At 67.8% G+C, this 20,006-nt stretch carries 19 protein-coding genes and 1 pseudogene; 13 read left to right on the top strand and 7 right to left on the bottom strand.

The features are described from left to right. From IT540_RS18230 to fabD, 3 genes and pseudogenes are all read right to left on the bottom strand, one after another. Positions 1-93, bottom strand: a pseudogene (locus IT540_RS18230) (acyl carrier protein); the annotation flags it as partial. A gap of 367 nt (positions 94-460) precedes the next feature. Beyond that, on the bottom strand, positions 461-1,204 hold the full coding sequence (gene fabG / locus IT540_RS18225) for a 3-oxoacyl-[acyl-carrier-protein] reductase (protein ID WP_291181089.1): 744 nt from the start codon (positions 1,202-1,204) through the stop codon (positions 461-463). Between the two features lie 40 nt (positions 1,205-1,244). Beyond that, complete coding sequence (gene fabD / locus IT540_RS18220) at positions 1,245-2,189, bottom strand: ACP S-malonyltransferase (RefSeq protein ID WP_291181087.1); 945 nt, start codon at positions 2,187-2,189, stop codon at positions 1,245-1,247. Positions 2,190-2,383: 194 nt separating this feature from the next. On the opposite strand from fabD, the gene IT540_RS18215 reads away from it, so the two are divergent. The 13 genes from IT540_RS18215 (at position 2,384) to IT540_RS18155 (ending at position 15,016) form a co-directional block, all read left to right on the top strand. Then, the gene (locus IT540_RS18215) at positions 2,384-2,569 is read left to right on the top strand and encodes a 2TM domain-containing protein (RefSeq protein ID WP_291181085.1); all 186 of its coding nucleotides are present in this window, start codon (positions 2,384-2,386) and stop codon (positions 2,567-2,569) included. Between the two features lie 41 nt (positions 2,570-2,610). Continuing rightward, entirely contained in the window at positions 2,611-2,922 is a 312-nt protein-coding gene (locus IT540_RS18210) for a hypothetical protein (RefSeq protein WP_291181083.1), read from the top strand. Between the two features lie 254 nt (positions 2,923-3,176). Next, on the top strand, positions 3,177-3,761 hold the full coding sequence (gene rpsF / locus IT540_RS18205) for a 30S ribosomal protein S6 (RefSeq protein ID WP_291181081.1): 585 nt from the start codon (positions 3,177-3,179) through the stop codon (positions 3,759-3,761). Positions 3,762-3,763: 2 nt separating this feature from the next. Then, positions 3,764-4,012, top strand: coding sequence for a 30S ribosomal protein S18 (rpsR, locus tag IT540_RS18200; RefSeq protein ID WP_020086627.1), 249 nt, complete (start codon positions 3,764-3,766; stop codon positions 4,010-4,012). A 105-nt stretch (positions 4,013-4,117) separates the two neighbouring features. Continuing rightward, positions 4,118-5,119, top strand: coding sequence for a DUF2232 domain-containing protein (locus IT540_RS18195; protein WP_291181079.1), 1,002 nt, complete (start codon positions 4,118-4,120; stop codon positions 5,117-5,119). 25 nt (positions 5,120-5,144) lie between these two features. Then, positions 5,145-5,750, top strand: a complete 606-nt coding sequence (rplI, locus tag IT540_RS18190) for a 50S ribosomal protein L9 (RefSeq protein ID WP_291181077.1) — start codon at positions 5,145-5,147, stop codon at positions 5,748-5,750. A 174-nt stretch (positions 5,751-5,924) separates the two neighbouring features. After that, complete coding sequence (locus tag IT540_RS18185; protein WP_291181075.1) at positions 5,925-7,184, top strand: cyclopropane-fatty-acyl-phospholipid synthase family protein; 1,260 nt, start codon at positions 5,925-5,927, stop codon at positions 7,182-7,184. A gap of 172 nt (positions 7,185-7,356) precedes the next feature. Further along, positions 7,357-8,871, top strand: coding sequence for a replicative DNA helicase (locus IT540_RS18180; protein ID WP_291181073.1), 1,515 nt, complete (start codon positions 7,357-7,359; stop codon positions 8,869-8,871). Positions 8,872-9,064: 193 nt separating this feature from the next. Next, positions 9,065-10,195 carry an alanine racemase gene (gene alr / locus IT540_RS18175; protein ID WP_291181071.1) on the top strand — a complete coding sequence of 377 codons (1,131 nt, stop codon included), beginning with the start codon at positions 9,065-9,067 and terminating at the stop codon, positions 10,193-10,195. Beyond that, on the top strand, positions 10,192-11,580 hold the full coding sequence (gene radA / locus IT540_RS18170) for a DNA repair protein RadA (protein WP_291181069.1): 1,389 nt from the start codon (positions 10,192-10,194) through the stop codon (positions 11,578-11,580). Before alr ends, radA begins: the two co-directional genes overlap by 4 nt. A 57-nt stretch (positions 11,581-11,637) precedes the next feature. Further along, positions 11,638-12,192 (top strand): CvpA family protein, encoded by a 555-nt coding sequence (locus tag IT540_RS18165; RefSeq protein ID WP_291181067.1) that lies wholly within the window; start codon positions 11,638-11,640, stop codon positions 12,190-12,192. 324 nt (positions 12,193-12,516) lie between these two features. Beyond that, positions 12,517-13,953 carry an amidophosphoribosyltransferase gene (gene purF / locus IT540_RS18160; protein WP_291181093.1) on the top strand — a complete coding sequence of 479 codons (1,437 nt, stop codon included), beginning with the start codon at positions 12,517-12,519 and terminating at the stop codon, positions 13,951-13,953. 301 nt (positions 13,954-14,254) lie between these two features. Then, the gene (locus IT540_RS18155) at positions 14,255-15,016 is read left to right on the top strand and encodes an SDR family NAD(P)-dependent oxidoreductase (protein ID WP_291181066.1); all 762 of its coding nucleotides are present in this window, start codon (positions 14,255-14,257) and stop codon (positions 15,014-15,016) included. Between the two features lie 164 nt (positions 15,017-15,180). On the opposite strand, the gene IT540_RS18150 is transcribed toward IT540_RS18155, so the two are convergent. From IT540_RS18150 to IT540_RS18135, 4 genes are all read right to left on the bottom strand, one after another. Beyond that, positions 15,181-15,975, bottom strand: a complete 795-nt coding sequence (locus IT540_RS18150; protein ID WP_291181064.1) for an MBL fold metallo-hydrolase — start codon at positions 15,973-15,975, stop codon at positions 15,181-15,183. Further along, entirely contained in the window at positions 15,972-16,775 is an 804-nt protein-coding gene (locus IT540_RS18145) for a TatD family hydrolase (protein WP_291181091.1), read from the bottom strand. The genes IT540_RS18150 and IT540_RS18145 overlap by 4 nt, the downstream gene beginning before the upstream one ends. A gap of 218 nt (positions 16,776-16,993) precedes the next feature. After that, positions 16,994-18,598: a methionine--tRNA ligase gene (metG, locus tag IT540_RS18140; protein WP_291181063.1), complete on the bottom strand. Its 1,605-nt coding sequence runs from the start codon at positions 18,596-18,598 to the stop codon at positions 16,994-16,996. 207 nt (positions 18,599-18,805) lie between these two features. Then, positions 18,806-19,933, bottom strand: coding sequence for a DNA polymerase III subunit delta' (locus tag IT540_RS18135; protein ID WP_291181061.1), 1,128 nt, complete (start codon positions 19,931-19,933; stop codon positions 18,806-18,808). Positions 19,934-20,006 lie beyond the last annotated feature (73 nt).

Below are 20,006 nucleotides of genomic sequence, written 5' to 3'. Positions count from 1 at the left end.
GTCGATAAAGCTGGCGTTCTCCGTGACCTTGTCAGCCTCGACGCCAAGATGCTCAACCACGATCTTCTTCACGCGCTCTGCGACATCGCTCATCGTCTTCCCTCGTGTGTCCCTGCTCTGTCTTCTGATTTGGCTTGCTATCGTCTTCTCGGGTCCCGTCGTCCACCGGGGCGCTCTAGAAGTCAACATCCTGTCTCGTTCCAGGTGCTGGCGACGCCATCGAGGAGATCTCCCGGACGACAGCGCGTGAGCGTTGATCGTTAGGGCTTTTCCCAGAGCTGCGCAGCAAAAAAACGAGGCTCGTTAACACATCTGCCGGGGCTTGGCCAGCACCGCATCCCCCCCTTCGTGGTCGGGAAACGCAGCGACACATTGCCCCCGGGACCGGGTTCGCGAGAGACCAGCGGCACTTAACCAACCACCGGCACGCGTCCTTGCCGAGGGGCCCCGCGATCGTGGCCTAGACCATCGCCATTCCCCCGTTCACGTGCAGCGTCTGGCCCGTGACGTAGCCTGCTTCCGGGCTCGCGAGGTAAACCGCTGTAGCGGCAATGTCTTCCGGCGCGCCGAAGCGCTGAGCCGGGATGTGCTGGGCGATCTCGGCCTTCTGCTTGTCGTTCAGAACGTCCGTCATGGCGGTGGCGATGAACCCCGGCGCGATGCAGTTGGCGGTGATACCGCGGTTGGCGACCTCACGCGCGAGCGACTTCGTCATGCCGATCATGCCGGCCTTCGAGGCCGCGTAGTTGCCCTGGCCGGGATTGCCGATGATGCCCGACACGGACGAGATGTTGATGACACGGCCGTAGCCGGTCTTCGAGCGCAGCATGTGGCGCGTGGCGGCGCGCATCAACATGAACGTGGAGGTGAGGTTCACTGCGATCACGTCGTCCCACTGCTCGTCCTTCATCACCATGAACAGGTTGTCCTTGGTGAGGCCGGCGTTGTTGACGAGGATGTCGACGCGGCCGAGCTTGGCTACGGCCTCGTCGATCAGCTTGCCGACGGCGGCCTTGTCGGCGAGGTCGCAGGGACCGACGTGCACGCGCTCGCCGAGCTCCTTGGCCAGAGCCTCGAGCTTGTCGACCTGGCGGCCGGAGATGGCGACCTCGGCGCCCGCCTTGTGGAAGGCGCGGGCGATGCCCGCGCCGATGCCGCCGGTCGCGCCGGTGACCAGGGCCTTCTTGCCGGTCAAGTCGAACATGATGAGTGGTCCTTTCGCAGGAAGGGAATTTTTGGTGGGGTCAGGCGAGCTTCGGAGCCGCGGCCTCGATGTCCTCGGGGGTGCCGAGGCTCGATGCCTCGAGCGACTTCTCGATGCGCTTGGCTAGCCCGGCCAGCACTTTTCCGGAGCCTAGCTCGAACACCTCGGTGACGCCGTTCCCGGCGAGATAGCCCACGCATTCGCGCCAGCGCACGGTGCCCGTCACCTGCTCGACGAGCAGGCGGCGGATCTCGTCGGGATCGCTCACGGCGCGGGCGACGACATTGGCAACCATGGGCACCACGGGCGCCTTGACTGTCACCTTGGAGAGCGCCTCGGCCATGGCGTCGGCAGCGGGCTGCATCAGCGCGCAATGGAACGGAGCGGACACCGGCAGCGGCACGGCGCGGCGCACGCCATGGGCCTTGCCCACCTCGGCCACGCGATCGATGGCGGCTTTCGCGCCCGACAGCACCACCTGTGTCGGCTCGTTGTCGTTTGCGACCTGGCAGACGTCGCCCTGCGCGGCCTCGGCCGCTACCTTCTCGGCCACGTCGAGACCGACGCCGAGCAACGCCACCATGGCGCCCTGGCCGACCGGAACCGCGGCCTGCATGGCCTGGCCGCGCAGCTTCAGCATGCGGGCCGTGTCCGCCAGCGAAAAGGCGCCGGCCGCGGCCAGCGCCGAGTACTCGCCGAGCGAATGGCCGGCGACATACGTCACGGTGTCGGCGAGCTTGATGCCTTTCTCGCGCTCGAGCACGCGCACCACCGCCATCGACACCGCCATCAGCGCCGGCTGGGCGTTCTCGGTCAGCGTCAGCGTCTCCTTGGGGCCGTCCCACATGATGGAGGACAGCTTCTGGCCGAGCGCGTCGTCCACCTCGTCGAACACTTCGCGCGCAACGGCGTACGTCTCCGCCAGTGCGCGGCCCATGCCGACGTCCTGGCTGCCCTGCCCCGGAAATACGAATGCGCGTGCCACGCTCGCTCCTTCTCGCTTCCTGCCCCGCGGCGCCCGCCCGGCGACGGTCACCGGCGCCAATATGACAGGCTGTCATTGTTCCGGGCGCTTTCGACATGTTGCCCCGCGATTGTCAAGAGCCGGGGTAACAGAACACGGGATGGCGCGTTATCCTGCCGTCCGAGCCTGATGCGGCTCCGTGCATGGAGAGACCGATGTCTATCTCACTGGACGACCTGCGCAGGCACGACGTGCTCACGCATGCATCGATTTTCGCGGTCGTGATCGTGGCGCTGGCGATCCTCGACTGGTATACGGCCGAGCCTTATTGGGTTCATTGGGTTTTCCTCGGCTGGGGCGCCGGGGTCCTGGCGCACGCCTGGCTGGCGCTGAGGTGCTAGACGGGACGGGCGGATCGGCCCACTCTCACGGGGGATCTGGGATGGGGAAGGCACGGCGGCGCATGCTCTGGATACTCGGCATTATGGTCGCGCTGGTGGCGGCCTACATCGCGGCCTGGCAGTGGGACCTGCTTCCGCGGGAGGTGATCAGCACCGGCACGGTCCAGACTCGGGACGGCAAGACCCTGAAAACCCGTCAATTTTACCGCTCAACGCGGCAGCAAGCGTACAAGTCTCCGGCGCCCGGGCGCCTCAAGCGGGAGGCCGTGTGGGAGGTGCAGCTCCCGAGCGGACGGTGGGTCGACTGCGACGGCGACGACTGCCTCGCCGCCTACGAGAAGACGCTGAAATAGCGTCCTCCCCCTTGCCCGCGGATCGAAAACCCGTATAAGGCGCGCCGTCACGCGCTTCGGTTGGAGGCTGAACGGGGCCGCGGAGCTGTTCACAGCTCGGCGGCTTGGTCTATTGGGCTCATGCCCTTGGATCTGGTCCCCGGTGTCTCCGCTCTTTGGGTGCCTTTGGGCCTTCGGGGCTCATTAGGGGCTTTGCGCCGAAGCGGTGCCGTGATGCGCATTTCGTGCGCTCAACTCGAACGGAAAGGTCCCACATGCCCCTTTACGAGCATGTCTTCCTGGCACGCCAGGACGTCTCGCAACAGCAGGTCGAGGCGCTGACGAAAGAATACTCCGACGTCATCACCGAGGGCGGCGGCAAGGTCACCAAGACCGAGTACTGGGGCCTCAAGGGCCTCGCCTACAAGATCAAGAAGAGCCGCAAGGCGCACTACTCGCTGCTCAACATCGAAGCCCCCGCCGCGGCGGTCTCGGAGATGGAGCGGCGCATGGGTCTTTCGACCGACGTCATCCGCTTCCTGACGCTGCGCGTCGACGAGCTCGAGAGCGAGCCGTCGGTGCAGATGCGCAAGCAGGACCGCGACGAGCGCGGCGACCGCGGCGGCTTCCGTGGCGGTGATCGCGGCGGGTTCCGTGGCGGTGACCGCGGCGGGTTCCGCGGTGGCGATCGCGGCGGCTTCGGCGGTGGCGGCGAGGGCGGCTCCACGTTCCGCGCGCGTCCGCCGCGCGAAGGCGGCGATTCCCGTCCGCCGCGTGACGGCGACCGCGGTCCGCGTCCGCCGCGCCCGCCTTTCAAAGATAGCAAGCCGGATACCGGCAGCACCGGATCGGAGGGCTGATCATGGCTGAGATTCAAGAGATCGCCGCACGCCGGCCCTTCCACCGCCGCCGCAAGACCTGCCCGTTCTCGGGCGATCAGGCGCCGAAGATCGACTACAAGGACGTGCGCACGCTCGGCCGCTACATCTCCGAGCGCGGCAAGATCGTGCCCTCGCGCATCACGGCCGTGTCGGCCAAGAAGCAGCGCGAGCTGGCCCGCGCCATCAAGCGCGCCCGCTTCCTAGGGCTTCTGCCTTACGTGCTGAAGTAAGACGGCGGTCCCCTCTCCCGCTCGGGGAGGGGACATGATTTCAGGTTGGATGAGCGGCGCAAGCCTCCTCACCCTAACCGCATCGGATGCGGGACAGCTAAACCCATGAGAACGACCTATCTGGCAGGTGCTGGCCTTGGACTGGTTGCGGCGGTGGTATTCGCCTCTGCGACCACGGGGCCGCTTTTCTTTCGCCTGCTGCTGATGTTCGTCACGCCGCTCCCGATCGCGCTGGCCGGTCTCGGCTGGGGCTGGCGCGCCGCCATCGTCGCGGGCGGCGTCGGCACAGGCCTCATCCTCGTCTTCGGTAACCCCGCCATCGCGGCGGCGTTCGCGCTCACGCAAGCCGCGCCGATAGCCGTGCTCACTTACCTCGCGCTGCTTAGCCGCCCGCTCTCCGAAAGCGGCGTGTCCGTGACCGCCGACGACGCGTCGGCCGTCGAATGGTATCCGCCTGGCCGGCTCGTCATCTGGTCGGCGGTGATGGCGGGCCTCATGGCCATCGCCATGCTCATGGTCATCGGCGGCGACCTCGAGACGCTGCGCAAGGCGCTCGCCGACTTCATCAGGACCACCTTCGAGGCCGGGCTGCCGCGCGCGGAGGGGCAAGCCCCGCTCAGCGAGGCCGAGATCGCGTCGCTCTCCGAGATCGCGCTCGGCGTGCTGCCGGCCGCCTCCGCCATGTCGTGGATGGGAAGCCTGCTGTTCAATCTCTGGCTCGCGGGCCGCGTGACGCGCGCCTCGGGCCAGCTCGGCCGGCCGTGGCCGGATCTTGCCGCCATCACCTATCCGACGGGCACGCCGCTCGCGTTCGGGGCCATGCTGCTGGCGACCATGCTCACGGGCTACGCGGGGCTCGCGGCGTCGGCGTTCGCGGGCGGGCTGTTCCTCGCCTACCTCCTGCTCGGGCTCGCCATCCTGCACTACACGACGCGCGGACAGCCGTGGCGTCCGATCGCGCTCTGGGCGCTCTACGGCTCCCTGCTCATCGTCAACGTCTGGATCGGGATCGTCATCGCCATGCTCGGGCTGGCGGAGACGGTGCTCCAACTCCGGGCGCGCTCCGGGGCTCCGCCCGGGCCACCCCCTCATCAACCCCACGCTTGAAATTCGTCAAAGGAGATCACGTATCATGCAGGTCATTCTACTTCAGCGCATCGGCCGGCTCGGCCAGATGGGTGACGTCGTCACCGTCAAGGACGGCTATGCCCGCAACTTCCTGCTGCCGCAGAAGAAAGCGCTGCGCGCAACGCAGGAGAACCTCGCCCAGTTCGAGACCCAGCGCGCGCAGCTCGAGGCCAACAACCTCGAGCAGAAGAAGGAAGCCGAGGCCGTCGCGGGCAAGCTCGAAGGCCAGACCTTCACCGCCATCCGCTCGGCCGGCGACACGGGCCAGCTCTACGGCTCGGTCTCGACGCGCGACATCGCCGAGGCGATCACGGCCGGCGGCTTCACCGTCGACCGGCGCCAGGTCGTGCTCGAGCGCCCGATCAAGACGCTCGGACTGCACGACACCAAGGTACAGCTCCACCCTGAGGTGATCGTCAAGGTGGTGCTGAACGTCGCCCGCTCGGAAGAGGAAGCCGAGAAGCAGGCCCGCGGCGAGGACGTGACCGTGGTCAAGGGCGAGGCACTCGAGATTGAGACCTTCAATCCGGATGGCGTGTTCGAGGAAGGGGCTGCGCCCGCCGTCGAAGGCGAGGCAGGCGAGGCGCAGGCGCAGGCGCAGGCGGATTAATAGCCGCGTCGCTCTGCGACATGCGTCAGCAACGAATGCGGCGGTCTGAAGCAGCAGCTTCGGGCCGCCGTTTCTTTTTTGCCCTCTCGCAATTGCACACAAATCTTCCTATTAGAAATCAAGGAGGAATTTATTGGCCGTGCCTCGGGGGGTGGCACCCGGAAGAGATTTGCCATGCTGAAGCTCCTCTCCCTTGTTCTCTCGAATGTCGTCCGCGAGGGCGATCTCACCTTCATCGACGCCGCCGGCGAGGCCCATCGCTTCGGCGACGGCAGCGGACCGCCGGTCACGGTCAAGGTCGCCGATCGGCGGCTCGAATGGCACCTTGCGCTCGATCCCGAGATGGCGGCGGGCGAAGGCTACATGAGCGGACGGCTCCGCGTCACGCAGGGCAACATCTACGATTTCATCGCGCTCATGATGCGCAATCTCATGGATAGGCCGTACCCGCGCTTCGCGCAGCAGCTCGGGGCGATGCGCCGCCTGCTGAGGCCCGTGACGCAGTTCAATCCGATCCGGCGCGCGCAGAAGAACGTGCACCATCACTACGACATCGATCCCAGGATCTACGAGCTGTTCCTCGATCCGGACCGGCAGTATTCGTGCGCCTATTTCGCCGAGCCCGACATGAGCCTCGCGGATGCGCAGGCGGCCAAGAAACGGCACATCGCGGCCAAGCTCAGGCTGGAGCCCGGGCAGCGCGTGCTCGACATCGGCAGCGGATGGGGTGGGCTTGCGCTCTACCTCGCGCGGGCCTCCAGCGCCGACGTCACGGGCATCACGCTCTCGGAGGAGCAGATCAAAATTGCGCGCGAGCGGGCACGCACCGCACCCGAGGGGCATGTTCCGCGTTTCGATCTCTGCGACTATCGGGCGGTCACGGGATCGTTCGACCGCATCGTCTCGGTCGGCATGTTCGAGCACGTCGGCCTGCCGCACTACAAGACGTTCTTTTCGACCGTCGCGCGGCTGCTCGCGCCCGGCGGCACGGCGCTGCTGCACACCATCGGGCGGACGGACCGGCCGGCCGGCACCAATCCCTTCATCGCGCGCTACATCTTCCCCGGCGGCTACATCCCGGCGCTGTCCGAGATCATGACGGCGGTTGAGGCCTCGGGACTGATCGTGTCCGACGTCGAGGTGCTGCGATTCCACTATGCGGAGACGCTGCTCGCCTGGCGGCGGCGCTTCCTCGCCAACCGGCCGGCGGCAGTCGCCATCGCGGGCGAGGAGTTCTGCCGCATGTGGGAATTCTACCTGGCGGGCTCGGAGGCCGCGTTCCGCTTCCAGAACTTCGTCGTGTTCCAGGTGCAGTTCATCCGGCGCATCGACACCCTGCCGATGACGCGCGACTACATCGCGGCGGCGGAGCAGGCGCTGCCGCTGGCACGGCCGGACACCGATCGCCCGCAGGGTATCGCGGCTGGGCGGTGACGACGCCGTAACCTCCGCACACGCACGGCGAGCGGCGTGCCGGGTTGTAGAAGCTGGCGGTGTCGGCCGTGCGATTCGCCTCACTCAAGCGGCAACTTGTGCTCATGTGGGTAATGTGGAGAGGGCGGGTTGTGGCTCGCGACGACTCGGGCCGGCGGGTAGGGTGCGCGCCATGACAAACACCGCACTCCTCCAGACCGACAAGCTGCGCGAGGCCGCCAACGCGACCGAACCCGTGGCGTTCCGCGAAGCTCCCCACAACATCGAGGCGGAGCAGGCCCTGCTCGGCGCCATTCTGATCAACAACGAGGCCATGGACCGCGTCTCCGCGTTCCTCGAGCCGGTCCACTTCTTCGATCCCCTGCACGGGCAGATCTACGAGATCGCCGGCAAGATGATCCAGGCCGGCAAGCAGGCGACGCCGATCACGCTCAAGACGTTCTTCGAGACCGCGGAGCCGATCGACAAGCACCTCACCGTGCCGCAGTACCTGGGCCGGCTCGCCGCCAACGCCACCACCATCATCAATGCCGAGGATTATGGGCGCACTGTCTACGACCTCGCCGTGCGCCGGCAGCTCATCGTGCTCGGCGAGGACATGGTGAACTCGGCCTACGATGCGCCGATCGACTTTCCGCCGGAGAGCCAGATCCAGGAGGCGGAGACGCGCCTCTACGATCTCGCGGAGCGCGGCAAGTACGGCCAGGGGTTCATGAGCTTCGGATCGGCCCTCACGCATGCCATCGACATGGCGGCCGCGGCCTACGAGCGCGACGGGCATCTGTCTGGGCTCTCGACCGGGCTCGACGACCTCGACAACAAGATGGGCGGCCTGCAGTCGTCGGACCTCATCATCCTCGCCGGGCGCCCCTCCATGGGCAAGACGGCGCTGGTGACCAACATCGCCTACAACGTCGCCAAGGCCTATCGCTCGGAGAAGCAGCCGGACGGCACGGACACGACGGTGGACGGCGGTCGAGTCGGGTTCTTCTCGCTCGAAATGAGCGCCGAGCAGCTCGCGACGCGCATCCTCTCCGAGCAGGCCGAGGTCGCCTCCGAGAAGATCCGCCGCGGCATGATCAACGAGGACGAGTTCCGCAAGCTGGTCCAGGTGTCCCAGGAAATGAGCCGGGCGCCGCTCTATATCGATCAGACCGGCGGCATCTCCATCGCGCAGCTCTCAGCGCGCGCGCGCAAGCTCAAGCGGCAGAAGGGGCTTGATCTTCTGATCGTCGACTACCTGCAGCTCCTCTCCGGCGCATCCAAGCGCGGCGACAACCGCGTGCAGGAGATCACCGAGATCACGACCGGCCTCAAGGCGCTGGCCAAGGAGCTGGCGGTGCCGATCGTCGCCCTGTCCCAGCTTTCGCGCCAGGTCGAGGCCCGCGAGGACAAGCGTCCGCAGCTTTCGGACCTGCGCGAATCGGGCTCCATCGAGCAGGACGCCGACGTTGTCATGTTCGTGTTCCGCGAGGAATACTACGTCGAGCGGCAGAAGCCGCGCGAAGGCACGGCGGAGTTCAACGATTGGCAAGCGCAGATGATGGCCGTCAGCGGCAAAGCCGAGGTGATCATCGGCAAGCAGCGCCACGGCCCCGTGGGAACGGTAGCGCTGGCCTTCGAGAGCCAGTTCACGCGGTTCTCGAACCTCGCGCGCGACTACGCGCTGCCCGAGCGGTTTGCGTGAGCACTTTCATACGGTCCTGCGGAGGCCCGGTCATTGCCTCTCCCACACGTATCTGCACCCCGCCCTCCGGCGGGGTGACGTTGAGATGGGGCAGACCGACCACCTTTCCTCTGCCGTCATCCCGGCGCAGGCCGGGATCCATGCACGTCACAGTCGGGACACTTGAAGGCGCCCCGCGTGGTAGGGGGGCGGCATGACGGCCCCGCTGCCGCTCGACGCGACGGGCGTCATCACCATCGACCTCAGCGCGCTGCAGGCCAACTGGCAGGCGCTCGCGCGCCTCGTCGCGCCGGCGGAATGCGGCGCCGTGGTCAAGGCCGATGCCTACGGCCTCGGTGCGGCCGAGGTGATCCCGGCGCTGGCACTCGCCGGCTGCCGCACCTTCTTCGTCGCCACGCCCGAGGAGGGGCGCGCGGCGCGGCTGCTCGCGCCCGACGCGCGGCTGTTCGTGCTCGACGGCCTCTTTCCGGGCGCGGCGCCCCTGCTGCTCGCCGCCGACGCGGCGCCGGTGCTCTCGAGCCTCGACGAGGTCGAGGAGTGGGCGCGGGAGGCCGCGCGCGTCGGCCGCAAGCTGCCCGCGGCGCTGCAGGTCGACACCGGCCTCAATCGCCTCGGGCTTTCGGGATCCGACGTGAAGGTGCTCGCCGACAGCCCCGAGCTGCTCGCGGCGCTCGATCTGCGCCTCGTGATCAGCCACCGCGCGTGCGCCGACGATCCATCGCATCCGCACAACGCCAAGCAGCGCGCCGCCTTCAACCGCCGCCGCGCGCTGCTGCCGGCCGTGCCGGCCAGCCTGGCTGCCTCGGACGGCCTGATGCTCGGCGCGGCCTATCGCTACGATCTCGTGCGGCCGGGCTACGCGCTCTACGGCGGACAGGCGTTCCAGGGCGGCCCGACGCCGGTCACGCCGGTGGTCACGGTCGAGGCGCGCGTACTGCAGGTGCGTACGCTCAAGACGGGCGACAGCGTGGGCTACTCGGCGACGTGGCAGACCGCGCGGCCGACGCGCCTCGCCGTCGTCGCGGCCGGCTATGCCGACGGGATCGCGCGTGCGCTCAGCGCGGCTGCGGGCAAGAAAGGCGGCGTGGTGATGGTCACCGGCCAACGTGCGCCCATCGTGGGGCGCGTTTCCATGGACCTCATCACCGTCGACGTGACCGACGTCAAAGGCGAGGTGGCGCGCGGCGATCTCGTGACGCTGGTCGGGCCGGGCCTCACGCTCGAGGCCATGGGCCGGGCCGCCGGAACGATCGGCTACGAGGTGCTGACGCGGCTCGGGCCGCGCTTCGTGCGCCGCTACACCGGCGGGGGCGCCCTTCCATGAGCAAGCCCGGCAAGTCGCAGTTCGTCTGCCAGAGCTGCGGGGCGATCTCGGCGCGCTGGTCGGGCAAGTGCGCCGCCTGCGGCGACTGGAACACCATCGTCGAGGAGGTGGCCTCGGCGCCACCGCCCGGCACCGGGCTCGCCCGTGCCAGCAAGGGGCGCGCGCTCAAGCTCGAGAGCCTGGCGGGCGTCTCGAAGGAGGCGCCGCGGTTCGCGCCCGCCATGCCCGAGCTCGACCGCGTGACGGGCGGCGGCATCGTGCCGGGCTCCGTGCTGCTCATCGCCGGCGAGCCCGGGATCGGAAAATCAACCCTTCTCCTGCAGCTCGCCGCGGCGCTGGCGCGCGCGGGGCGGCGTGCCATCTACTTCTCGGGCGAAGAGGCGGCGGCGCAGGTGCGGCTGCGTGCGGCACGGCTCGGGCTGGCGGATGCGCCGGTGGCGCTCGCGGCCGAGACCAGCCTCACCAACATCCTGGCTACGCTTGGGGAGGAGAAGGCGGCCGACCTGGTCGTCATCGATTCCATTCAGACGCTGTGGTCGGACGCGCTCGAGGCTGCGCCTGGGTCCGTCAGCCAGGTGCGTGCGGCCACGCAGGCGCTGGTGCGCTATGCCAAGCAGGCTGGCTCGGCGCTGCTGCTCGTCGGGCACGTGACCAAGGACGGACAGATCGCCGGGCCGAAGGCGGTCGAGCACGTGGTGGACACCGTGCTCTCGTTCGAGGGTGATCGCGGGCACACCTACCGCATCCTGCGCGCGACCAAGAACCGCTTCGGCGCCACCGACGAGATCGGCGTGTTCGAGATGGCGGAGACGGGGCTGCGCGAGGTCGCCAATCCCTCGGAGCTGTTCCTCGGCGAGCGCGACGCCAATGCGCCGGGAACCGCCGTGTTCGCCGGCATGGAGGGCACGCGCCCGATCCTGGTCGAGATCCAGGCGCTCGTCGCGCCGTCGGGGCTCGGCGTGCCGCGCCGCGCCGTGGTCGGCTGGGAGCAGAGCCGGCTCGCCATGCTGATCGCCGTGCTCGAAGCGCGCTGCGGCGTCTCGTTCGCGCACCACGACGTTTATCTTAACGTCGCCGGCGGGCTCAGGATCGTCGAGCCGGCGGCTGACCTCGCCGCGGCAGCCGCGCTGCTCGCCTCGCTGGCGAACCGGGCGCTCGATCCCAAGCAGATCCACTTCGGCGAAATTTCGCTCTCGGGCGCGGTGCGCGCCTCCCCGCACATGGGGCTGCGCCTCAAGGAGGCGGCCAAGCTCGGCTTCACGGGGGCTGTCATTCCGGCAGGCGGGGAGCTTCCCAAGGACGTCGGAGGGGGGCGCAGCAAGCTCAAGTTGCGCAGCATTTCCCATCTTAAGGATCTTGCGGCAAGCCTCGGCCCGTGCGACTGAACACGCGGGGATCACGCGCAGCACGCCAGGCACGCCGATGCCAGAGGAGCCGAGACCATGATCGGGCCGCTGACCTATCTTGACGCCGCGGTGCTCGCGGTCTGCTTCATCTCGGCGCTGCTCGCCATGTACCGCGGCCTCACGCGCGAGTTGCTCTCCATTCTGTCATGGATCGCCGCGGCTGGCGCGACGCTCTATTTCGTCTTGAACTACAAGAAGGTGGCCGAGGACATGGCCGCCCAGATGAACACCCAGGTGGCCGTCGCCCAGATCGCCATCGGCGCCGTCATCTTCCTCATCGTGCTCATCATCGTGCACCTGATCACGTCCCGCATCTCGGACGTGATCCTGGATTCGAGCGTCGGCATGATCGACCGCATCCTGGGCTTCCTGTTCGGGCTCGCCCGCGGCTTCCTGCTGGTCGTCATCCCCTCCATGTTCTACGCCTCTTTTGTCCCCGACGAGCAGAATCACCTGCCCTGGGTGCGGGATGGTCTGTCCACGCCCTATATCCGCGACACCGGCCACGTCATCCGGGGTGTGCTCGAGACCTACATGCCGACCACGCTGACGCAGCCGCCGGCGACCCCCGAGGCGCCTCCGGCGCAGTAGCCGGCTGGAATTTTTTACGCCGGAGCAACGTCTAGGAGCGTCTTCCGCGCAATGGCTTGCTCCGGGATGCGCCTCGGGCGCCATAGCCCGCGACGGATCTGCGACAGTTGCAACAAAGCTCTTTAACACCTGCGTGATTATCATATATTCCGCGCATGCGACGGGAGAGGGCATGGCCCTCGGTGAAGCTTGCGGCGAGCATCCGTTGCATCGAGCGTTGCGTAAAAGTAGTTGCGGCGGATGCTTTAGCGGGAGGCAGCCATGGCGCACGACCACGCACCCGGGGCCGGGGGCGATACCTTTCCGGATTTCGGCCTGTCCAAGATGGGCGATGACAGACTCCGCGAGGAATGCGGGGTCTTCGGTGTTTTTGGGCACCCGGATGCGGCGGCGATCACGGCGCTCGGGCTGCACGCGCTCCAGCATCGCGGCCAGGAGGCCGCCGGCATCGTCAGCTACGACGGCAAGCAGTTCCACTCCGAGCGCCGCCTCGGGCTCGTCGGCGACAACTTCAACGAGGCCGAGGTCATCCATCGCCTCAAGGGCTCCATGGCGGTCGGTCACAACCGCTACTCGACGACCGGTGAGCCCGCGCTCAAGAACGTGCAACCGCTCTACGCGGACATCGACACCGGCGGCTTTGCCGTCGCCCACAACGGCAACCTCACCAACGCGCTTACGCTGCGCCAGGAGCTGATCAACACGGGCGCCCTCTTCCCCTCCACCTCGGACACCGAGGTCATCCTCCACCTTCTCTCCCGCTCCAAGAAACGGCGCATGGTCGAGCGCTTCGTCGAGGCGATCCGCCAGATCGAGGGCGCCTGGTCGCTGGTGGCGCTGACCAACGACATGCTGATCGGCGCGCGCGATCCGATCGGCATCCGCCCGTTGGTGATCGGCCGCCTGGGCGACGCCTACGTACTCGCCTCCGAGACCTGCGCACTCGACATCGTGGGCGCCGAGTTCCTGCGCGAGGTCGAGAACGGCGAGGTGGTCGTCATCACCGCCGAAGGGCTCGAAAGCCATCGTCCCTTCCCGCGCAGGCCGGCGCGGCCCTGCATCTTCGAGTACATCTACTTCTCGCGGCCCGACAGCATCATCGGCGGCCGCTCCGTCTACGACGTGCGCCAGCAGATGGGTGTGCAGCTTGCACGCGAGGCCCCGGCGGACGCCGACGTCATCGTCCCGATCCCGGACTCGGGCGTGCCCGCCGCCATCGGATTCGCCCGCGAGTCGGGAGTGCCGTTCGAGCTCGGCATTATCCGCAACCACTACGTGGGGCGCACCTTCATCGAGCCCGAGCAGCGCATTCGCCAGCTCGGCGTCAAGCTCAAGCATTCGGCCAACGCGGGCGTCATCCGCGGCAAGCGGATCGTGCTCATCGACGACAGCGTCGTGCGCGGCACGACGTCGAAGAAGATCGTGCAGCTCATGTATGAAGCCGGCGCGCGCGAGGTGCACATGCGCATCTCCTCGCCGCCGATCACGCATTCCGACTATTACGGCATCGACACGCCGAGCAAGACGGCCCTCCTGGCGGCCAACTACGACCTCGAGGGCATGCGCGCCTTCATGGGTGCGGACAGCCTGGCGTTCCTGTCCGTGGACGGTATCTATCGTGCGGTCGGCTACGACCGGCGCGACGATGTCTCCCCGCAGTTCACCGACCACTGCTTCACCGGCGAGTACCCGACGGAGCTGACCGACCAGAACGGCCAGGCCGGCACGCGCCAGCTCTCGCTTCTGGCCGAGGTGGGGTGAGCCGGCGATCTCTTGTCTTCTCAGACGGTGCGCACGTGGGGACTTGCGTGGATCCAGGCCTTCGCCGGGATGACGTCAGTATTGCGGATGCGCCGTCCGCCTAATCTCTCCGTCACGCCGGCGAAGGCCGCCCGCCACGCAAGCCGGCCAGGAGCTTGATGGCCGCAGTCTTAGCGTCGTTCTCGACTTGCATATAAGCCTCGCGGGCTTGGAGGTTGGAAACTAAGCGGGAAGAGCGCACTTCTCTCCGGGGCGGCTCCGCGCGTACACTGCCCGTCCCGAAGAGCCAGCAAAGGCCTGCATGTCGCCCCGCCCCCGTTTCCAGGACCGCATTGCTCTCGTCACCGGCGCCTCGCGCGGCCTCGGCCGGGCTATGGCGCTGGCATTGGCACGCGAGGGCGCCCACGTTGTGATCTGCGCGCGCACCATCGGCGCACTTGAGGAGCTCGACGACGAGATCCGCGCCCTCGGCGGGCACGCCACCATCCTCAAGCTCGACCTCAGAGCGCATGACCGCATCGACCAGATCGGCCCCGTGCTCTACCAGCGATGGGGAAAGCTCGACATCCTGGTGGCGGCCGGCGGCATCCTGGGTCCGCTCTCGCCCTTGCCGCACATCAGCGCCGATGCCTGGCAGAGCGTGCTCGACATCAACCTCTCCGCCAACTGGCGGCTGATCCGCACGCTCGATCCGCTGCTCAAGCGCGCGGAGGCAGGGCGGGCGCTGTTCGTCACCGCAGGCGCGGCCGCGGCCGATCTCGCCTATTGGGGTCCGTACGCGGTGTCGAAGGCGGGCCTCGAAGCGCTGGTCAAGAGCTACGCGCACGAGCTTGCCAACACGAACGTGCGTGTGACGCTGCTCGATCCCGGCCCGCTGCGCACAGCGCTGCGTGCCAAAGCGTTTCCCGGCGAGGACAAGAGCAAGCTCGTCGAGCCCGAGCAGGTGGCGGCCTTTGCGCTGCCGCTCTTGCTGCCGACGCAGACCGAGAACGGCAAGATCGTGCGCTACCGGGCGGATGGAGCCCAACCCGCCGCGCCGCTTGCCGCCAGCAACGACGCTTAGATTCGGTCCCGCTGAGCCGCCGCGCGCGTGGCCCCCTGGTCCCGGCTCTGCAAGATGACAGGCGTGCGTGCCTCCAACGTGTCATCCCGGAAAGGCGGAGGTATGCTTTCAGCATGACCGAAGCCTTATCCGGGACCCAGGGGCGTATCAGACACCCGATCGGTTCAGAGCTCGATCACCATGTTGTCGTAGGCGGGCTCTACGTGCGGGGGAAGCTCGCGGCGCAAGGCGTCGTAGTCGAGGTCGCCGGTCATGTGGGTCAGGACCCCGTGCTTCACGCGCAGGCGCTCGATGTGCTGCAGCGCCTCCTTGACCGAGAAATGGCTCGGATGCGGCGTGTAGCGCAGCGCGTCGACGATCCAGAGATCCAGATCCTCCAGGAGCGGCATCGAGTCGAGCGGCAGCGCGGAGATGTCCGGCGAGTATGCGACGTTGCCGAAGCGGAAACCCAGGCTTTCGATGTCGCCATGGAACTGCTTGACCGGAAGCGCCTCGATCGGCCCGCCCGCGCCTTCGACGCGCACGGGCTCGCCCGGAATCAACCGCTCGGCAACGAGAATTGGCGGATAGGTCGAGCCCTGCGGCTGCACGAAGCAGTAGGCGAAGCGGCCGACGATGCTCGCCTGCGTCGCGGCATCGAAGTAGCACGGCACGCGCTGCTTCATGGCGTAGGCGATCATGCGCAGGTCGTCGATGCCGTGCGTGTGGTCGGCATGATCGTGCGTGAAGAGCACCGCATCGAGCGCGTCGGCGCGCACGGAGAGAAGCTGCTCGCGCAGATCCGGCGGCGTATCGATCAGCACGCTTGTCGTGCCGCGCGGGCCTCGCCGCTCGACGAGCAGGGCGCAGCGGCGGCGGCGGTTCCTGGGGTTCGTGGGATCGCACTTGCCCCAGCCTGCGCCGATGCGTGGCACGCCGCCGGAGGACCCGCAGCCGAGAATCGTGAAGCGTAGCGTCATGCCGAGGCGCGCTCCACGCCAGCGGGCGGCCGGGCCTTCGTGTAGAGGCGGAAGAAGTTCTCCGTCGTGGCGCGGGCGATCTCGGCTTCGGTGAGGCCGCGGATGCGCGCCAGCGCCGCCGCCGTATGCACGACGTAGGCCGGCTCGTTGGTCTTGCCGCGATACGGAACCGGCGCCAGGAACGGGGCGTCGGTCTCGACCAGGATGCGGTCGAGCGGCACGTCGCGGGCGATGTCCTGCAGCGCCTCCGTCTTCTTGAAGCTGATGACGCCGGAGAACGACACGTAGAGGCCGAGATCGACGGCGCGGAGCGCGAGCCCGCGGCCGCCGGTGTAGCAATGCAGAACGGCGGGGAAGGCGCCCTTGGCGTGCTCGTCCTCGATGATGGCGAGCGTGTCGGCGTCGGCCTCGCGGGTGTGGATCTCGAGCGGCCGCCCGGTCTCGCGCGCGGCGGCGATGTGGTTGCGGAAGCCCTCCGCCTGTCCCGCCGGCGAGGAATGTTTGTAATGATAGTCGAGGCCGGCCTCTCCGATGGCGACGACCTTGGGGTGCTGCGAGAGGCGCACGATCTCGGCCGTCGGGATATCCAGCTCCTCGTCGGCGTTATGGGGATGGGTGCCGACGGAGCACCAGACGTCGGGGAAGCGCTCAGCGACGGCGCGGATCTGGTCGAACTTGCGGATGCGGGTGGAGATGGTCACCAGCGTGCCGACGCCGGCCGCCTTGGCGCGCGCCACCACGCCGTCGAGATCGGCGGCGAACTCGGGGAAGTCCAGGTGGCAGTGGTGATCGACCAGCATCAGTGTGTATTCCGATCTTATCATCCTGTCGCTACTCAGGAGCGCGGATGCCGTCATCCTCCCGTTGACGGGGAGAGTCGAGCTTCATGCCGCAGGCCTGAAGCTCGAGGTGGGGTGAGGAGCTGGAGAACCCGTCGAGAGGTTTGCTTCAAGCTTCTCACCCCTAGCCCCTCCCCGCCGGGGGATGGGGACATCCGCCGCATCCGTTCAGGCGATCATCAACCTTTCTCGCCCTTGGCTTTCTTTTGCTTCGGAGGCGGCGGCGCTTTTGCCTGCTCCTCCGGATCGACGTAGCGCGGGAAGACGCCCTGCGGCTCGGGGATCGCCGTGCCCGGCACGAGGCGGCCGACGGCGCCGAGCTTGGCGAAGGTGCGATCCTCATCCGACAGCGCCAGCAGGTCGAGCAGCTTGCCCGCAAGATCCGGCATCACCGGCTGCGCCAGGATGCCGAACTGGCGCACGACCTCCGCCGTCACATAGAGAATGGTCTCCATGCGCTTCGGGTCCGTCTTCTTCTTGACCCACGGCTCCTCGGCCGCGAAGTAGCGGTTGGCGTCGGCGATGACCGCCCACACGGCGTCGAGGTAGCGCGTCACGGCCTGCTTATCCATCGCCGCGCGCGCCGCGTCGTAAAGCGCATCCGTTGCCTCCAGGATGGCCTTGTCGGCGTCGGTGAGGTCGCCCGGCTCCGGGATCCTGCCGTCGCAGTTCTTGTAGATCATGGATAGCGAGCGTTGCGCCAGGTTGCCCAGGTTGTTAGCGAGGTCGGCGTTGATGCGATTGGCGATGGCCTCGGGTGAATAGTTGCCGTCCTGGCCGAACATCACCTCGCGCAGGAAGAAGTAGCGCACCTGGTCGCAGCCGTAGGCGCGCACGAGGTCGAACGGATCGACCACGTTGCCGACCGACTTCGATATCTTCTCGCCCTTGCTGAGCACGAAGCCGTGCGAGAAGATGCGCTTCGGCAGCGCAAGGCCGGCCGACATCAGGAATGCCGGCCAGTAGACGGCGTGGAAGCGCACGATGTCCTTGCCAATCACATGCACATCGGCGGGCCAGAATCCGGCGCGCGGTCCCTGCGGTGTGTTCAGGAGGCCGGTCGCCGTCACGTAGTTCGTCAGTGCATCGACCCAGACGTACATGACGTGGCCCGGCGCGTCCGGCACCGGGATGCCCCAGTCCAGCGTCGAGCGCGAGATGGAGAGGTCCTCGAGCCCGCTCCTGACGAAGCTTACGACCTCGTTCCTCCGCTCGACCGGCAGGATGAAGTCCGGGTTCGCCTGATAGTGGGCGAGCAGGCGCTCCTCGTAGGCCGAGAGGCGGAAGAAGTACGTCTCTTCCTCCATCCATTCGACGAGCGTGCCGTTCTCGGTCTCGTAGCGCTGGCCGTCGCGTAGCTCGGTCTCGCTTTCCTTGTAGTAGTTCTCCTGGCGCGTCGAGTACCAGCCGCCGTACTTCTTCTTGAAGATGTCGCCGGACGCTTCCATACGGCGCCAGATCTCGGCGCTGGCCTCGTAGTGGCGCGGCTCGGTGGTGCGGATGAAGTCGTCGTTGGAGACGCCGAGCGCCGCCACCATCTCGACGAAGCGCTGAGCGTTGCGATCGGCGAGCGCGCGGGGAGCGAGGCCCTCCTTCACCGCCGTCTGCTTCATCTTGAGGCCGTGCTCGTCCGTGCCGGTGAGGAAAAAGACATCCTTGCCGTCGAGCCGCTCGAAGCGGGCGATGGCGTCGGTGGCGATGGCCTCGTAGGCATGGCCGATGTGGGGCACGCCGTTGGGATAGGAGATCGCCGTCGTGATGTAGAACTTCTCTCGCCCGCTCATGGGACCTCTTGTGGACCTCTGTCCGGAAGACTTATGACACCGATCATGCTCAAGCCGCCGAAGGCGCGCGGGGATAACCCTCACATTCGGATCAATCGCGCTGGCCTTCTGTCGAGCCGGGTCATTGTCGAGCGGGCTTCCGAAACGAACACTGGTGAGACCGATGATTTTACGTCTCAGGCAGATAGGGCCAGAAGCGATCATGGTCTAGGGACGGGACGCCGCCTCCAGCCGGGAAACGACGTCGAGGATGAGCGCTTTGCGGTCGAGGTTCAGCGCGGCTGTCTCGGCCTTGTCCGCGGCCACTCTTTCCCACAAGCCGGCCCAGGAGGCAAGCCGGGCGGGTCCGATCAGGCGCGCCGCGAGGGCAGCCTCGCCGGACGGCCCCGTGCCGCGGGCCGCGGCCTCGACCAGGCGGGCGATGGCGCCCATCAGGAGCTCGAAGAAGAGCTCGTAGCGCTGGTCGGCGGCCTGGCCTGACAGCTCGTCGCCGAGCGCGTGCGCTGCGCCCCAATCGACAGCGGGCAGGCCGCTCAATATTGCAGAGATCCTGTCATGGAGCGCGAGCCCCTGGGCGGCGTGCAGCGACAGCAGGCGGCGCACGCTGCCATCGGCGAGGCGGGCAAGGCGCTCCCACTCGGAAGGCGCGGGTGCGGCGGCGGTGACGTCATCGCCGCCGGCCGCGAAGGCCTGGGTGACGGCGCGGCGCAGTGGCTCGTCGGCAAGGGCTGTGAGGTCCAGCGTGCGCACACGCGAGCGGATGGTGACCAGCAGGCGGCCCGGCGCCGATGAGACGAGCAGGAAGACGGTGCGCGGCGGCGGCTCCTCAAGAGATTTCAGCAGCGCGTTGGCGGCGGAGACGTTCAGCTCCTCGGCGCGATCGACGATGACGACGCGCCAGGCGTCGTCGTCCATGGTGCGGCCAAGGAACGCCTTCAGGCGGCGCACCTCGTCGACGGGAATGGTGGCCGGGAAGCGCTTCCCCTTCGGGTCCCAGGCGCGGCGGATGACGAGCAGCCCCGGATGCGAGAGCGCGAGCACCTGGCGTGCGGCGTGCGTCTCGGGCGCGACCTCGAGCGTGTCGGGGTGGCGCTCGGCGGGATCGGCGAGAACGTAGCGCGCGAAGCGGTAGGCGAGCGTTGCCTTGCCGATACCGTCCGCGCCGGCGATCAGCCAGCCGTGATGCATGCGGCCCGAAGCGAAAGCGGTCGCGAGCATGCGCTCGGCAACCTCGTGGCCGTAGAGGCGCTGCGTTGCGCGCGGATGCGGGAAGCCGTCGAGGCGGTCGGCCTCGGGCAGCTCCTCGATCTCCTGGAGGGCCGGCGCGCGGGCCATGGCTATATCTCCCACCAAGTGCGGCGCGCGTGGCGCCCCCTCACCCGGGCCTTCGGCCCGACCTCTCCCCGTT

The sequence above is a fragment of the Hyphomicrobium sp. genome (genome assembly GCF_020852195.1).
GTDB lineage: Bacteria > Pseudomonadota > Alphaproteobacteria > Rhizobiales > Hyphomicrobiaceae > Hyphomicrobium_C.
Note: the sequence above shows the minus strand (reverse complement) of the source record. Positions and strands in the feature narration are given on the sequence as shown.

Excerpts from the sequence above, each read along its gene's own strand:
- IT540_RS18150 (WP_291181064.1), bottom strand. The coding sequence starts at position 15,975 with ATGACGCTACGCTTCACGATTCTCGGCTGCGGGTCCTCCGGCGGCGTG.
- rpsF (WP_291181081.1), top strand. The coding sequence starts at position 3,177 with ATGCCCCTTTACGAGCATGTCTTCCTGGCACGCCAGGACGTCTCGCAA.
- IT540_RS18165 (WP_291181067.1), top strand. The coding sequence starts at position 11,638 with ATGATCGGGCCGCTGACCTATCTTGACGCCGCGGTGCTCGCGGTCTGC.
- IT540_RS18135 (WP_291181061.1), bottom strand. The coding sequence starts at position 19,933 with ATGGCCCGCGCGCCGGCCCTCCAGGAGATCGAGGAGCTGCCCGAGGCC.
- fabG (WP_291181089.1), bottom strand. The coding sequence starts at position 1,204 with ATGTTCGACTTGACCGGCAAGAAGGCCCTGGTCACCGGCGCGACCGGC.
- rpsR (WP_020086627.1), top strand. The coding sequence starts at position 3,764 with ATGGCTGAGATTCAAGAGATCGCCGCACGCCGGCCCTTCCACCGCCGC.
- IT540_RS18185 (WP_291181075.1), top strand. The coding sequence starts at position 5,925 with ATGCTGAAGCTCCTCTCCCTTGTTCTCTCGAATGTCGTCCGCGAGGGC.
- IT540_RS18180 (WP_291181073.1), top strand. The coding sequence starts at position 7,357 with ATGACAAACACCGCACTCCTCCAGACCGACAAGCTGCGCGAGGCCGCC.
- alr (WP_291181071.1), top strand. The coding sequence starts at position 9,065 with ATGACGGCCCCGCTGCCGCTCGACGCGACGGGCGTCATCACCATCGAC.
- radA (WP_291181069.1), top strand. The coding sequence starts at position 10,192 with ATGAGCAAGCCCGGCAAGTCGCAGTTCGTCTGCCAGAGCTGCGGGGCG.
- IT540_RS18195 (WP_291181079.1), top strand. The coding sequence starts at position 4,118 with ATGAGAACGACCTATCTGGCAGGTGCTGGCCTTGGACTGGTTGCGGCG.
- IT540_RS18215 (WP_291181085.1), top strand. The coding sequence starts at position 2,384 with ATGTCTATCTCACTGGACGACCTGCGCAGGCACGACGTGCTCACGCAT.
- IT540_RS18155 (WP_291181066.1), top strand. The coding sequence starts at position 14,255 with ATGTCGCCCCGCCCCCGTTTCCAGGACCGCATTGCTCTCGTCACCGGC.
- metG (WP_291181063.1), bottom strand. The coding sequence starts at position 18,598 with ATGAGCGGGCGAGAGAAGTTCTACATCACGACGGCGATCTCCTATCCC.
- purF (WP_291181093.1), top strand. The coding sequence starts at position 12,517 with ATGGGCGATGACAGACTCCGCGAGGAATGCGGGGTCTTCGGTGTTTTT.
- IT540_RS18145 (WP_291181091.1), bottom strand. The coding sequence starts at position 16,775 with ATGCTGGTCGATCACCACTGCCACCTGGACTTCCCCGAGTTCGCCGCC.
- IT540_RS18210 (WP_291181083.1), top strand. The coding sequence starts at position 2,611 with ATGGGGAAGGCACGGCGGCGCATGCTCTGGATACTCGGCATTATGGTC.
- rplI (WP_291181077.1), top strand. The coding sequence starts at position 5,145 with ATGCAGGTCATTCTACTTCAGCGCATCGGCCGGCTCGGCCAGATGGGT.